Genomic DNA, 15,181 nt, shown 5'->3' on the forward strand with positions numbered 1-15,181 from the left:
TTTTAACGGCGCGTACCCATCTGTGATGGTGATTAAACAGGTTTAGACTAACGTTTTTTTCGAACTACTGCAATTAAATGTTACTAATTCGAAAATTTTATTGATAAATTTTTTACACAAGAAATTTCTTAATAAAACTACTAATTTAAAGTGACATATATATAATTAAAAACACAAATCACAATGGATAACTATTTCATATGTTACGGAACATGACAGAAATAATGTATTTTAATTTGGTTGAAAAATATTTAATAAAATTAAGTTAAGTGAAAATATTTATATTCAGGCATATTACTTTTTACCTCAGGCCATCTGATGTCAACATGCCAATTGGATTATCTATGATTTATTTGTTATAGTTCATATTCGGAACATCAAGTTAAGTATATTTTTACTCAACTCAAGTATAAGAGGTCTGTACTATGTTAGAAGAATCATCAAAAGATTCGCCTGAGCTTCCTAAAGAAATCCCCTATGAGCAAAGTTATTTATTAAAATCCAGATGTATTATGATATCTGGTGAAATTAACCAAAAATTAGCTGAAAGAGTAACAACACAGCTACTGATTTTACAAGAAATAAGTAACGAACCAATCAAGGTTTTTATTAATAGTCAAGGTGGACATGTTGAAGCTGGCGATACCATTCATGACTTAATTAAATTTATAAAACCGGAAGTTTTTATAATAGGAACCGGTTGGGTCGCAAGTGCTGGTATTACTATTTTTCTTGCTGCCAAGAAAGAAAATCGTTATTCCCTTCCAAATACTCGTTTTATGATTCATCAACCTTTAGGAGGGTATGAAGGAAGAGCATCTGATATTGAAATAGAAGCTAGAGAGTTTTTGCTGATACGTAGTCGTATAAATCAGCTTATCAGCGATGCCACAGGACAGCCAATAGAAAAAGTAGAAAAAGATACTGATAGAAATTATTGGATGCGCCCTCAACAGGCTATTGAATATGGAATCGCAGGTCGAATAATAACCAAGTGGGAAGACATCAGCCATGTATAAATGATAAAGAGGGTGGGCAAAAGCTCACCCTCTATTTTATATTAATATCATATTCTTTTAAAAACCTTGGTACTTGCCATTCATCTTTCAGAATTGCGTATATATACATGTCACTCCATATTCCATTAACGTATTCGTTTTGTAATAAGTGAGCCTCTTGACGCATTCCTAGTTTTTCAACTAATTTTTTAGAACCTAGATTTAAAGCATCTAATCTTGCATAAATTCTATGATATTTAAAATACTTAAAACTAATATCTATTAATGCACCTAAAGATTCTGTTCCAATAGATTTTTTTTGATATAATGGATGAAATATACAACCTATTTCCCCCTGCTGTGATTCTTTGCTCGTTACCCTTAACATAATTTCTCCTGCTAAATCATTATGTTCGCGTAGAACTACAGCAAGTCTTATTTCATCACCATTATCATTAAATGCAGGGTTAAGGACTTTATTAAATTGTTCACAAATATCTTTATCTGTAGGGAGTCGTGTGTATAAAAACTTATAAATCTCTGGTAATGAATGATAGTTTTTATACTTGATGAAATCTTTTTCCTCAAATTTACGAAGAATTAAGTGTGATGTAAAAAATAAAAGAGAATCATTATTTAGTAGCATAAAACCCCCTAGATTACTTATTGATTTTCTGATTTATTAATATTTCTATTTTCTTTTAGAAAGAAAAGAAAAAATAACCCAGCTAGTAATGTCAAGATAAATATAATTATAAAAAACACTTTAAATATTTCTCTATAATAAACTATTTGAGTGCTATCACTAATTGAATTGGAATTAATATACTTCTAAGTAAGCATATTTATCAACGATCCAACAAGTGTAATAGCAATGGCTTCGCCTGCAACTCGCATAGTATTAAACAATCCAGACGCTAACCCAGCTTTTTCTTAAGGAACAACACTGACAGATAAAGCATCCATTAACCCCCAAGGTAAGGCATTACCAATTCCTATTAATGCCATAGCAAAAGATATTAACCAAATTTTTTCATATGTGGAGTTGATTAGTATACATACTCCAATAGAAGCTATAAAAAAACCAATCCCAGAAATATTATTGATTGGATAATTTTTAGCAAGATAACCAGAAATAAGCGGAATAAAAATCATCGGCAAAGTCAAAGGTAAAATAATTATCGAAGTTTTAGATGCACAGAAACCTCCTCCAACCATAAGCCACATTGGTAAATAAACAAAGAGTGATATATAACTAAAAGCAGTTAATAAAGGTAGTAATTGCACCCCAAAAAATAAAGGAATCTTAAATAATGATATATCGACTAAAGGGTGAGCGGTTCGTTTTTCTGTAAAATAAAATACAATTATAATAAATATAAGTGTATGAAATTTCATATCACTAAATCCATTTTTCCCAGCTAGAATAATTGCATATGTGAACAAGATTAAAGATAGAGTAAAAATAACAAGACCAATCCAATCTAGACGTTCGGTATTATTATTTTTTGATTCTTTAATTCTCCATCCTCCTAATGAAATTATTAGAATGGAAAAAATAGATATTCCCCAATAGAGTGAACACCAACCTAGGAAATCAATCATAAAACCAGAGATAATAGACCCAAATGCAAGCCCATCCCCAAAAGATGTACCTAAAAAAGAAAATGCAATAGTTTTATTTTTTCCATAAAATTCTTGAGCTAATAACGACGTAGCAGAAGTTGATACTAACGCACCGCCCATACCCTCAAGTATTCTCATTATAATTATAGTGAGTAAATCATGACTGATTGCAATATATATAGATGACAGGCTAAATAAAACAAAACCAATTATAAAACATAATTTTCTGCCAATATAATCACCTGCAACACCAGCAGCCATAAAAAGCCCGGCGAATGCAATGACATAAGAATTGATTATCCATTCTAGTGAAAACCTGTCGCCACCTATATCATTTTTCACGGCATGGAGAGAAATTGCAGGTCCAGTAAATACCAAAGGTATCACAAATGCTGCACAGCAGATAATTATAAGGGTGTCATGTCTTTTTTTTGTAAATTCTGTCATGGTATTATATAAACATGCTAATCTTGTATTTTGTTAAAAATTAACTGAGAATAATCAGTTGAATCAATTTCTAACTTATCTGTAATATTTTCATTTAGCCATTTCAAAAAAATATTAGAATGTTCTGTATTATTTCTTTTGTCTATTATTGATATAGCCTTATATGAAAAATCATACAGTTTATAGGATTCTGCAAGAATTATCGCAAGAACACAAAGTTTTTCATTAGGCATGGAATCCCATTCATTAATATCTCTAATAAACAATGCATCACTCCATATCCATTGATTTCCATAAATAAAAGGATCTTTATTTATAGTGATCGGTTCCAAAGGTCTTGTGCCATACCCCATGAATTTAACAAAATTAAAACCTTGTGAGCGTAGTAAAATTTCTATTTCTGAGAATCGAGGTTGACCTATATATTGCTCTACAAATTCAACTTCACATTCAATTACAAGAGTGTCTTTAAGTTTTTCCAAAGAATTATATAATGCAAGATATTCGCACCCTTGAATATCTATTTCATATAAATCTATATATTTTATATCATCTATTTCATCAAGTCGTTTCGTTTGAACTATATGTTCATCTACAACCAACATCCATTCAGAAAAAGATTTGTATTTACTCATTTCTTCTAAGTTAGGTATTAAAATGGAAGAGCAACCAGGAATCTGGCAAATAGAAAGTTTATGTACCCCACCATCCCCAATAGCATATGGAAAGTATGTAATCCTTACATCTTTATTTTTCTTTAATTTTTCGAATTCATCAGGGTTTGGTTCAAATCCATAAATTTTAAATGGATAAGATTCAATTATTTCATTGTAGTTGTTTTCTGTTGTGTCAAAATTAGCTGCACCTATATCTACTATATTTATATTTCTATTTTCTTTTGTTATATTTTTATATAATTCAATAAGAGGTTTGATCGCCATATTTAATTTACCTAATCAAAGTTCATTCAAAAGCCATTTCTCTTGTGCTATTCATTAATTTTTTTCCTAGCTCAGTTAATTTTGCATTTTCTAATATTATATTCCAGCAATCATAAAATTTGTCTTCAAATGAAGCTGGATTATTGGCATTGTTGTATGCAGTGTCAACTCGTTCTAAAATTGGATCATAATCATGATAAGAACTTAATTTCTTTAAAATACGCATTGTTCTAGCAAGAACAAACATTGCATGATATATTCCACTTAATGGCCTAGCCTCACGGCGTAATGGCGACTTATATGTACCACTATCTTCGTTTAAAATTATTGGGTCAATAAAAAAAAGCATATTTAAATGATTATGCCCAGCTTCATGAGCCAGATTCTCAAAATACCGAGTCCAAATTTGATTTTCTCTTAATTGACTAATTCTTATGATTCCAAATGTATTTAATGATGAGCCAGCATTCATGGTAGGGGAATTGACAATGATAATATCTGTAATTAAATAATTAAGCTCATCAAATAAATCCCGATCAACTTCTTTCATTCTATTTAAAGATTTTTCTACGGCATGAGTTGAATGCTCTAATTCTTTCTTCGAGGGGATATCTCCATCAAAATGATAACCATAGGTATTTATCATTCCATAGTCACATGTATCATAATAAAACTGATGTAGGGATTGTGTATATCCATTAGTAAATAATCCTATAGTACGTGGTGACTGTTCAATATAATTTAACTCCTTAAAAGAGTCTAATATGTTTTTAATTAAAATAACATTTTCATCTTCAATAGCTTTCAATAACCTATTATGTAATACATGCATCATTCCACTTATTTTGCTTTTCTTATTTAAATTTCTTATTATTTTCTCTGCTGAATTACAATTAAATCCAGAAGTATTACACTGTTCAAATATATATGAAAGACTGTTTATTAGCCTTTCATTTATCTGTTCTCTAAGTGCAATATCTCTTATTGCATCTGGGCGAGCATCATATATATCAAGCATAAACACCTCTATTAATAAGATATCCTTATGTCAAATGCATAAAAATTATTATGTTGATAATTATAGATTAAATTTTTTCTCAAAAAATACTGCCGCAAACTTTTCGCTTGCGGCAATAACTATGGATTAGTTTACTTGATCCATAATAGGTGCAGTTCGATTTGCCGAGGCAGAAAAAATTTTCTTGGCATCGAGTTTTATCTTATTAGTTTTCTTATCTTTTTTTGCAGTATTCATAGTGTATCTCCTAGATTTAATATCGTTGATTTACTACTAGAATTTACCAGAATGTACTAATTAATAACAAAACCAGATATGGTTAGTGTATCTGGTAAAAGAATACTATCAGATAAAAACAGAAGTTCGACATTTAAATAATAATATCGCATGTGTTTTTTTTTGACTAGACAATAAAAATACACAGCTTATTATTTTTAATTTCACTTTTGGCTTTGATTATAGCGATTTATAATTATAATCGTCATTCCGAAGGCATATCACAACAATCTGTTTTAATTAAGAATTAACATGTGCACAAAAAACATGTAAACGTGTATAAATCATAACATTACAGAATTATTTGTGGAATGTCGGTTATAAAACACTTATTAAATTTTATTCCTAATAAATTACTTATTAAATTTTAACTAAATTAAACTTCAAGTAGTACAATAGATTAAAATCATACTGACGCGCTGCGCTTGTCTTCTCTGGTTTGTCTGGTTGATGCATTAGCCAGACAAACCAGAGACCCTGAAAAACACCATACCCGCCAGAAAAAAATCTTCCCCCCTCCTGTTAAAGAATTAGGGATAAAACTGTTCACCCTATTCACCTTTAGATATTTTCATTTAAATTCATTATGTTAATAGATTATGACTTGAAATCCAACTCATCACCACTCTTCACCCAACCCTTCACCTTCAAACCAGAAAAAAGTGAACAGGGGTGAATACTTGTGAACAGTTTAAAAACAACTGTTCACCCTACAATATATTGATATATCTGGTTTAAATTATAGGGTGAACAGTAGTTAACACTTTTTTATATTTTTTAGGAAATGTTTATCGGTGTGAAAAGAAAAAAATTATTCTTCTGGCAGGCTGTTCCTTATCAGCTTAGGCAACCATTCAATGGTCGTGTCGATATTCAAGCTCAGATTGCTGCGAATACCCTGTTTGCTTTTCTTACGCAGGTAATGCTGGCTGTATTCAGCCAGTGCGCCCGGCATATCCATACCGAACCGAGTCACGGAAATGGGTTTATTCAGGTTGTTGCCTTTCATATAAGCAAGGTAGGCGTGATAGAGATATTTGCGGGGATTTAACGGCACTATTTCCTATTTCCGCATTGCCGATTAACAGGCCGTCAGCTTCATGAGAAGCCACCAGATAACCGCAAAAATCAACCAGTGGATCTGTACCGCGTTTGATATCCAGTGCTTCTTCAGACTTTTGTTGCGCTGCCAGTAAACGCCTTGCTGTTTGTGGGTCGGTAAACGATGAAGCAACTGCCGGATAATGACGGGTAATTCCGCCGCGGTTTTATCCCGCAGAAGTGGATCGCGCTCATGCTCTGGCACCACTTCGGAAAAATTAAAAATCACCCGACGCCGCGACACTCCGCCACTGCGATCACTGAAACTCATGGCGTTATTATTCACCACCAGTACCACAGCGGGTCTGGTCGGGCAGAATAATCAACGAATATCCCACAATCAGCGCACGCTCCCGTGGGTTTTCCAGTGCAACCATACTGGCAGAAACAGTATTGCCTTTACCTGCCAGCATCGCGCAGATTTCAGCAAAGATGCTTTTACCACTACCTCCGGCACCGGTGACTTCCAGAAACAACTGCCAGTCGTAACGGTTTGCCAGCACCATAAACAGCGCGGCCAGTACTCTCTCTGCTTTGTTTTCACAGTTGGCTGTTGCCCGGTTAAGCCAGCGCCAGAATTGTGGTGAATGATCTTTCAGGGTTTCCCCCGAAACGGGGGAGTTGAATTCAACGTCATTCGCAAGCAGCAGCCAGTCACGTTTGTGATGAGGTCGGAACTGGCTGATTTTCAGATCAAACACGCCATTACTGAACCCAATTAAATGGCGTTCTGGCGAGTTCATCATGGGAAGCTGTAATTTCAGGGCATCCACGGCAGCGCCAATACCATGCGGTGAGTACGGCATTTTCTCTTCCATAAAGGCCGCCACCATTTCCCGCCTTAAATCGCGGTCACTGACCGGACGCCAGACAATGCCATCATAGTGATGAACGGTTTCCGAAGCGCCATCCAGTGCCAAATCACCGTCATAACGTGCCAATAACACTTCTCCGCGTTGACTGGCTCCCATCTGACATAATGTCAGTTTTGACGGTTCGGCATCATTGGGCTGAATGACAGCTTTTTTCGTTGTTGGTGCCGGTTGATAAAGCCCTTGAGAAAAAGCCAGATTTGCTATTTCCACACTGTGTTGTTGACGGTAGTCATCCCAGTCCGCTTTATGCTCTGTCGGTTCCAACCATTAACCGCAATGGCCGTTTTTTCTGCTGAGATTTTACCGATATTTACTTTCGGTCTCCCGTTCTTATCCTGTTCTCTGGGATGATGCCAGTCATTATCCGCTGCAATAATGATTTTTGTGTCCGGCCAGCGCCCCCGAACGGCTTTGGCAGCAGAATGTAAATTGCCTGCATCCAGCGCCGCCAGAACAGTCCCTTTACAGAGCTGGTTAACCGTGAGTGCCGTGGCGTAACCTTCGGTAATGATTACCGTGTCGGGGTGTTCGTTCAGCTCAGACAGAGCAATAAAAGCCCCTTTCTTCTGGCTGCCGGGGAATAATTTTTTCTCGCCATTCGGTTTGATGATCTGTAGGACATTTTCATCCCGTTCCAGTGTCTCCATATAATCCGCATACCATTGCAGCATTTCCCTGCGACCCTCCAGATATTGGGCGTGATTGTAAGTTCCCCGGATACTGTTCTTATCAACATGAGCAAGCTGAGTTTCAATCCAGGCAGTGTTATAGCCTTGTTCATGCAAAATTGTGCTCATGGTATGGCAGAATCCGTGACCTGTAAGCCTCTCCCTTTGTATCCCAAAAACTCTATTACCTGATTGATACTTTCTTTACTTATCGGTTTACTGCGATTATTCCGGCCAATAAACACCAATGGATAATCACCTGTAATCAATTTCAATTCCTCAAGCAATACAACATATTGCTGAGATAATGGAACGATATGAGGCTGTCTCATTTTCATAATATGCTCAGGGACTTCCCAAATAGCATTATCAAGATCGATATCTTCCCATTTCGCATAACGTAATTCTTACGTTCTGACTCCCGTAAGCATAATAATTCGTGTTGCTGTTTTTGTGATTACACTGCCTGTATAAGCAGATAACTCTTTCAGGAAAAAAAAGTAATTCCTGTGCGGTCAAAAAAGGGAAGTGCTGCTTTTTAGGTGAAGCCAGTACACTGGCAAGATCGGGGGCAGGGTTATATTCCGCACGTCCAGTAACAATGGCATATTTAAAAACCTCGCCACAACGCTGACGAACTTTCCGCATTTTCTCCAATGCACCTCTGGCCTCCAATTTTTTCAGCACTTCAAGTCATTCCAAAGGCTTTATTTCTGATATGGGACGATGACCGATATAAGGAAAAATATCCTTTTCAAAGGTATCAATAATTTCATCACGATAACGTAATGACCATCTGTCAGCTTTGGATTTATGCCACTCTCTCGTGATAGCTTCGAATGTATTGTTTAGTTTGTGTTGGCTGGCTAATTTCTTCTGCTTTTTATCAATATTTGGATCTTATCCCTCTGCAATCAACTTATTAGCTTCCTCGCGTTTCTTTCTTGCCTCAGCCAGAGAAGTATCAGGATAAACACCCAATGCAAGCAGCTTCTCTTTGTGATTAATTCGGTACTTCAATCGCCAATATTTTGAACCACTTTGCTTAACCAACAGATACAAACCGCCACCATCAGACAACTTATAGTCTTTTTCCTTTGGCTTACAGGTATCCACTTGACGGGCGGTTAATTTCATTTGGGGGTATCTCTTTTAGAGGGTACATTTTATACTCCCCAGTTGAGAGTGGATTGCAATAGATTAAGTTAGACCACTCAAGACTTGATAACTATTTAATGTATTGAAATTGATTATTTTTATTGAAAACAAAAAACGGTACTGGACAAATTATGGCGGAAGATCACAGGAGTCGAACCTGCCGGGAGCCGCTGGCGGCCCCATCTGGATTTGAAGCCCAGCCGCCCCACCGGGGACGATGATCTTCCATTAAGAAAATTGATGAGGAGCAGGGATTATAGCGTGTCTCCCGAAACATCTAAACTCATTCGTCACTTCACAGATATCTGATATAAAAAGAACCGGATTACTCGCATAAAAGTGCAGCATTAGCATTGAACTCACGATATCTTACCCCCATCTATCGTCAACAACCCCATGGGATATATAGGGCTGGTTTCAGCGTATACCCAACTACACATATAAGGCGCTCATTATGACTAATCCGTTACTGACATCTTCTGCATTGCCTAAGTTCTCTGCAATTGAACCAAAACATGTCGTGCCTGCTGTGAAAGAGACGTTAGCCAACTACCGTCAAGTAATTGAGAAGGTTTTATCCGAAAATACCGCCTTTACTTGGGATAATCTGTGCCAGCCAATTTCCGAAGAGAAAGATAAACTTTCCCGCGTATGGTCGCCTGTCAGTCACCTGAATGCCGTCAAGAATAGTCCAGAACTTCGCGAAGTCTATGAGCAAAGCCTGCCCCTGCTCTCTGAATTTGATACTTGGCTGGGACAACACAAGGGGTTATATCAAGCATATAAGTCACTGAAAGCGAGCGAAGGCTTCAAAACGCTTCCCCAACCGCAGCGTAAGGTTATTGAAGATACTTTGCGTGATTTTGAATTGACCGGCATTGGCTTGCCAGAAGAAAAGCAGAAACGTTACGGTGAAATTACTGCCCGTTTATCTGAACTTGGCGCTAAGTTCGGCAATAATGTGCTGGATGCCACAATGGGATGGACCAAGCTGATTACCGATGAGTGCGATCTGGCGGGTCTGCCTGAAAGTGCCAAAGCCGCAGCCAAGGCCGCTGCCGAAGCCAAAGGGCAGGACGGATGGTTGCTGACGCTGAATGCGCCAAGTTATCTGCCTGTCATGACTTATGCCGATGATTCTGAATTGCGCGAGGAAATGTATTACGCCTATACGACCCGTGCGTCCGATCAAGGGCCAAATACCGGGAAGTGGGATAATAGTGAAATCATGGCAGAAATACTCGCATTGCGTCATGAACTCGCTCAATTGCTGGGGTTCAAGAACTATGCGGAAAACTCCCTCGCCACCAAAATGGCTAAAACACCTCAGCAAGTGCTCGATTTCCTGAACGATCTGACCAAACGCGCCCATCAGCAAGGTGAGGATGAGTTGGATGAACTCGCCAATTTTGCAGAATCACACTACTGGGTTGATGAGCTGGAAGCGTGGGATCTGGCGTATTATAGCGAGAAGCAAAAACAGCACGATTTCTCCATCAATGATGAAGAACTGCGTCCTTACTTCCCTGAACAACGTGCGCTGGAAGGGCTGTTTGAAGTCGTTCGCCGCATTTATGGTATCACTGCCAAAGAACGCCACGGTGTGGATACATGGCATCCCGATGTCCGTTTCTTTGAATTGTATGATGATAAGCTGGTATTGCGCGGCAGTTTCTATTTGGATCTCTATGCCCGCGAGCATAAACGTGGCGGTGCATGGATGAACAGTTATGTCGGCAGAATGCGTCACGCTTCTGGCGAATTACAAAATCCTGTCACTTATCTGACTTGTAACTTCAACAAGCCAGTCGGTGATCAGCCAGCCCTGTTCACGCACAATGAAGTGACAACGCTGTTCCATGAGTTTGGACACGGGCTGCACCATATGCTGACCCAGATCGATACTCTGGATGTTGCGGGCATCAATGGCGTACCGTGGGATGCTGTGGAGTGTCCAAGCCAGTTTATGGAGAATTGGTGCTGGGAGCCAGAAGCGCTCGCGTTTATCTCTGGTCACTATCAGACTAACGAACCTCTACCAAAAGAAATGCTGGATAATATGCTGGCCGCCAAAAATTATCAGGCGGCGATGCATATCCTGCGTCAGCTTGAGTTTGGTGTGTTCGATTTCCGTCTGCATGCGGAATATGATCCAGCCAAAGGGGCGCAAATTCTGGAAACGCTGCAATCAGTGAAAAAACAAGTTGCTGTTGTACCCTCACCTGATTGGGGACGTTTCCCGAATTCCTTTAGCCATATCTTCAATGGTGGTTATGGGGCAGGTTATTACAGTTATCTATGGGCGGATGTTCTGGCAGCAGATGCGTATTCTCGCTTCTCGGAAGAGGGAATTTTCAATCGCACAACCGGCCAGTCATTCCTCGACAATATTTTGTCCCGTGGCGGCTCAGAAGATCCAATGACACTGTTTGTCCGCTTCCGTGGCCGTGAACCAAAACTGGATGCTATGCTGAAAAGCTACGGCATCGGTGGATAATAACTTGTGAAGATTTGTTTGATTTGTGAAGAAGGCGCTGATAGCAGCGCCTTATCGTTATTGGCTGAACGCTGGAATCTGGTTCACGATGAAGATTCAGTCATGGCTCTGGTACTCACTCCCGAACGGCTGGAATTGCGCAAGCGCGATGAACCAAAGTTGGGGGGAATTTATGTCGATTTTGTTGTCGGAACAATGGCACACCGTCGTCGCTTTGGTGGCGGTCGGGGCGAAGCGGTCGCTAAGGCTATAGGTATCAAGAAAGATTATTTACCCACGGTCGTGGACGCCACCGCAGGATTGGGGCGCGATGCCTTTGTGCTGGCTTGCATTGGTTGTCAGGTCAGAATGCTGGAACGTCACCCCGTGGTAGCCGCATTGCTGGATGATGGTCTACAGCGTGGCTATCAGGATGAAGAGATCGGCAGCTGGCTGAAAGAACGCATGACGCTGATCCATGCCTCAAGCACTACAGCATTGACGGATATTACGCCACCACCGGATGTGGTTTATCTTGATCCGATGTATCCGCATAAACAAAAAAGTGCTCTGGTCAAAAAAGAGATGCGCGTCTTCCAAGCGCTGGTAGGGGCTGATGAGGATGCGGACAGTTTGCTGGAACCTGCCCGTGCGCTGGCAAAACGTCGGGTTGTGGTGAAACGGCCGGATTATGCAGAACCACTGGCGGGCGTTAAAGCCTCTGCCGCAATTACAACCAAAAACCACCGTTTCGATATTTATCCCTGCTAGCCGAGGTTTTTATTAACCCCATGTTCACGTGGGGTTTTATACCTAACTACACAATCCCCTGCGATAATATCGCATCCGCCACTTTGACAAAACCAGCAATATTCGCACCTTGCACGTAATTGGTCTGTTTGCTCTCTCCTCCATATTCTACGCAAGCGTGATGGATATCGAGCATGATGTGATGTAAGCGAATATCCACTTTCTCCGCTTTCCAACTCAAACGCGCTGCGTTCTGTGCCATCTCCAGACCCGACGTTGCCACGCCGCCCGCATTGGCGGCTTTGCCCGGTGCAAACAAGACTCCCGCTTCAAGGAAAGCGTCAGTAGCAGGGATCGTCGCGGGCATGTTTGCCCCTTCCGCAACAGCCTTCACGCCATTTTTAATCAACGTTTTCGCTGCTTCCAGATCCAGCTCATTCTGGGTCGCACAAGGCAGTGCGATATCCACTGGGATTGACCACGGATCTTGGCCTTTAAGGAAGGTTAATCCACGCTCTTTGGCATACTCTTCTACACGACCATAACGCTGATTTTTGATCTCTTCAAGATGAGCCAGTTTTTCCGGCGTAAAACCTTCTTCATCCAAGACTGTACCGCCCGAATCCGAGGCCGTAACAACTTTCGCACCCAGTTCCATACACTTTTCGATGGTATATTGGGCAACGTTTCCTGCGCCAGACACAGAGACCCGCATTCCCTCTAGCCCCATACCGTGGCGTTTTAGCATCTCATGGGTGAAATAAACCAGCCCATACCCAGTGGCTTCAGGCCGGATCAGGCTTCCACCAAAAGAGAGCCCCTTGCCTGTGAAAACGCACGCCGTATTGTTGGACAACTTCTTCATCATGCCCGCCATAAAGCCAACTTCACGCCCCCCCACGCCAATATCTCCGGCTGGTACATCGGTATCTGGCCCCAAATGACGGTAAAGTTCGGTCATCAATGCCTGACAGAAACGCATGACTTCACCGTGGCTTTTTCCTTTGGGATCGAAATCAGATCCCCCTTTTCCGCCGCCCATTGGCAGCGTTGTCAACGCATTCTTCAATGTTTGTTCAAAGCCCAAAAATTTCAGGATAGAAAGGTTAACAGAAGGGTGGAAACGCATCCCACCTTTGAATGGCCCAATAGCAGAATTGAACTGCACTCGCCACGCGCGGTTAACCTGTACTTTGCCTTGATCATCCACCCAGCAAACGCGGAATTGGATGACTCTTTCCGGTTCTACCAGACGCTCCAACAATCCTTGCTCACGATATTGCGGGTTTTGTTCAAGAAAAGGCCAGAGAGAGGTCAACACTTCTCGTACTGCCTGTAAATATTCCGGTTGATGTTGATTTTGGTACTGAATTGAATCGAGAAATGAGACTAAAGATGATGAAACATTCATTTAGGGCTTCCTTTTTGTCATTCAGAAGTGATGACCCCCAGCCATTTTCCATATTATTTTTTTGTCGAAAATGTGAGGTAATTACGGTTTGCTTTCTGAATATAGCACTATTTTATGCTTAAATTTCAACAACTATTTTTTATAGGCTTCCTTAAAAATATCTTTGACAATTTCTAAAACAGTTTCATCATCTTTTCTATGGGCAAAAAAATCGCCCGCATAAGCAGGCGATTTTATAGAATAAAATTTCAACCGAAGATTATTCTTCATCACGCAAAGGTACGATTAACATATCAACATGAACGGTGTTGATAAGCTGACGGGCTGAAGACATCAACTTGCTCCAAAAATCCTGATGGTGGCCACACACGACCAAATCCATATCGTATTGCTTAATAGCATCAACAAGGACTTGCCCTAAATCACCACTACCACTCAACGTTTCCTGAACGGGATAACCTGCGCTGGCAGACAGCTCTTTTAGGGAATTACGGGTTTCATCCGCGATACGCTCCTGCATATCGCCAAGATTAACGTCAATCAGGCCGGTATAAAGATCGGAGTAGTTAACATCAACATGGATCAGGGAAACTTTGGCATTGTACGGTTGCGCCATTGACACAGCTTTCTCCACCAAGACCTGACTTTCTGGAGATAAATCAACCGCAACAAGAATATGTTTGTAAGCCATAAGAACTCCTTCCATAACGTCGATTAAATGGATTGGCAGCACTAAACGCCATGATTCGATGTTTATACTATAACTGCTCAAGGCATCTTTTGAGTGTTGTTTTGATCACAACTTGTTGTTTTAATTCCTTAACTAACTGAAAACTTAGATCCCACCCCAAAAAACGCAACATTTCTAGAGAGTTGCTTACAATGACTTCTCTCAACCATAAATAAACAAGCCCCTAATTTTCACTTGTCCATAAATACGCGAATGACTGTATTTCTGTCTAAAATTTAATATAGTTATTATTCAAATTAGAATTTTTTCGATTGATTTCTTTTTTCTGACAGCTTTTGCTGCCACGATCAGTAGGGGGAAGTATGTCCAATACTATTGCACTCTTTTGGGCAGTTTGCCTTATCTGCATGATTAACATGATGCGCTACTTTTCTTCGCTCCGTGTACTTCTGTCCATCTTGCGCCAGTCAGACCCAATGCTATATCAAGCCGTTGATGGAAATGGTTTTTTTACAACTAATGGTCAAATTGGTAAACAGATTCGGTTGGTGCGCTATATCAATTCACAAAGTTATATCAATCATCACGACCCCGATGTCATCTTGTTGTGCGAAAGGCTGAGGAAGCAATTTATACTGACGGAAATGTTGTGTGGAGCCGTTGTGCTATGTCTGGTAGCACTCGTAATTTAACGTGACGTGAATTTGAGAAATGAGCGTGAATAGAAAACAGGTGAGAATAAAAA

General features: G+C 39.8%; 11 protein-coding genes, 1 tRNA gene and 2 pseudogenes. 4 read left to right on the plus strand and 10 right to left on the minus strand.

Annotation, left to right across the window (positions count from 1 at the left end):
• Positions 1-425: 425 nt before the first annotated feature.
• A complete protein-coding gene (locus H8A87_RS03335; RefSeq protein ID WP_198688578.1) occupies positions 426-1,019 on the plus strand; it encodes an ATP-dependent Clp protease proteolytic subunit in 594 nt (197 codons plus the stop codon).
• A gap of 31 nt (positions 1,020-1,050) precedes the next feature.
• Here the strand turns inward: H8A87_RS03335 and H8A87_RS03340 are convergent, their stop codons facing one another.
• From H8A87_RS03340 to H8A87_RS03370, 8 genes and pseudogenes are all read right to left on the minus strand, one after another.
• Positions 1,051-1,644 (minus strand): GNAT family N-acetyltransferase, encoded by a 594-nt coding sequence (locus H8A87_RS03340; RefSeq protein ID WP_198688579.1) that lies wholly within the window; start codon positions 1,642-1,644, stop codon positions 1,051-1,053.
• A gap of 287 nt (positions 1,645-1,931) precedes the next feature.
• Positions 1,932-3,071 (minus strand): MFS transporter, encoded by a 1,140-nt coding sequence (locus H8A87_RS03345; protein WP_198688580.1) that lies wholly within the window; start codon positions 3,069-3,071, stop codon positions 1,932-1,934.
• 17 nt (positions 3,072-3,088) lie between these two features.
• The gene (locus H8A87_RS03350) at positions 3,089-4,012 is read right to left on the minus strand and encodes an FkbM family methyltransferase (protein ID WP_198688581.1); all 924 of its coding nucleotides are present in this window, start codon (positions 4,010-4,012) and stop codon (positions 3,089-3,091) included.
• Positions 4,013-4,034: 22 nt separating this feature from the next.
• Positions 4,035-5,030 carry an aKG-HExxH-type peptide beta-hydroxylase gene (locus H8A87_RS03355; protein WP_198688582.1) on the minus strand — a complete coding sequence of 332 codons (996 nt, stop codon included), beginning with the start codon at positions 5,028-5,030 and terminating at the stop codon, positions 4,035-4,037.
• A gap of 1,087 nt (positions 5,031-6,117) precedes the next feature.
• A pseudogene (locus H8A87_RS03360) lies at positions 6,118-7,546 on the minus strand (primase-like DNA-binding domain-containing protein).
• Positions 7,483-7,929 (minus strand): toprim domain-containing protein, encoded by a 447-nt coding sequence (locus H8A87_RS19740; protein ID WP_232370050.1) that lies wholly within the window; start codon positions 7,927-7,929, stop codon positions 7,483-7,485. Before H8A87_RS19740 ends, H8A87_RS03360 begins: the two are co-directional and overlap by 64 nt.
• A pseudogene (locus tag H8A87_RS03365) lies at positions 7,903-9,087 on the minus strand (tyrosine-type recombinase/integrase); the annotation flags it as partial. The gene H8A87_RS19740 and the pseudogene H8A87_RS03365, both read right to left, overlap by 27 nt.
• A 153-nt stretch (positions 9,088-9,240) precedes the next feature.
• Positions 9,241-9,335: transfer RNA gene (locus H8A87_RS03370), tRNA-Sec, on the minus strand.
• A 227-nt stretch (positions 9,336-9,562) separates the two neighbouring features.
• On the opposite strand from H8A87_RS03370, the gene prlC reads away from it, so the two are divergent.
• Entirely contained in the window at positions 9,563-11,605 is a 2,043-nt protein-coding gene (gene prlC, locus H8A87_RS03375) for an oligopeptidase A (protein ID WP_198688583.1), read from the plus strand.
• A gap of 6 nt (positions 11,606-11,611) precedes the next feature.
• Positions 11,612-12,355 (plus strand): 16S rRNA (guanine(1516)-N(2))-methyltransferase RsmJ, encoded by a 744-nt coding sequence (gene rsmJ / locus H8A87_RS03380; RefSeq protein WP_198688584.1) that lies wholly within the window; start codon positions 11,612-11,614, stop codon positions 12,353-12,355.
• A gap of 46 nt (positions 12,356-12,401) precedes the next feature.
• On the opposite strand, the gene gdhA is transcribed toward rsmJ, so the two are convergent.
• Together gdhA and uspA are read right to left on the minus strand one after the other, a co-directional pair.
• Positions 12,402-13,745, minus strand: a complete 1,344-nt coding sequence (gene gdhA, locus H8A87_RS03385; protein WP_198688585.1) for an NADP-specific glutamate dehydrogenase — start codon at positions 13,743-13,745, stop codon at positions 12,402-12,404.
• Between the two features lie 259 nt (positions 13,746-14,004).
• The gene (gene uspA / locus H8A87_RS03390) at positions 14,005-14,436 is read right to left on the minus strand and encodes a universal stress protein UspA (RefSeq protein WP_198688586.1); all 432 of its coding nucleotides are present in this window, start codon (positions 14,434-14,436) and stop codon (positions 14,005-14,007) included.
• 362 nt (positions 14,437-14,798) lie between these two features.
• Here uspA and uspB point away from each other — a divergent pair, with 362 nt between their 5' ends.
• Positions 14,799-15,128, plus strand: a complete 330-nt coding sequence (gene uspB / locus H8A87_RS03395; protein ID WP_198688587.1) for a universal stress protein UspB — start codon at positions 14,799-14,801, stop codon at positions 15,126-15,128.
• Positions 15,129-15,181: the final 53 nt, after the last annotated feature.

The organism is Xenorhabdus lircayensis (genome assembly GCF_016306625.1).
In the GTDB taxonomy this organism is placed as follows: domain Bacteria; phylum Pseudomonadota; class Gammaproteobacteria; order Enterobacterales; family Enterobacteriaceae; genus Xenorhabdus; species Xenorhabdus lircayensis.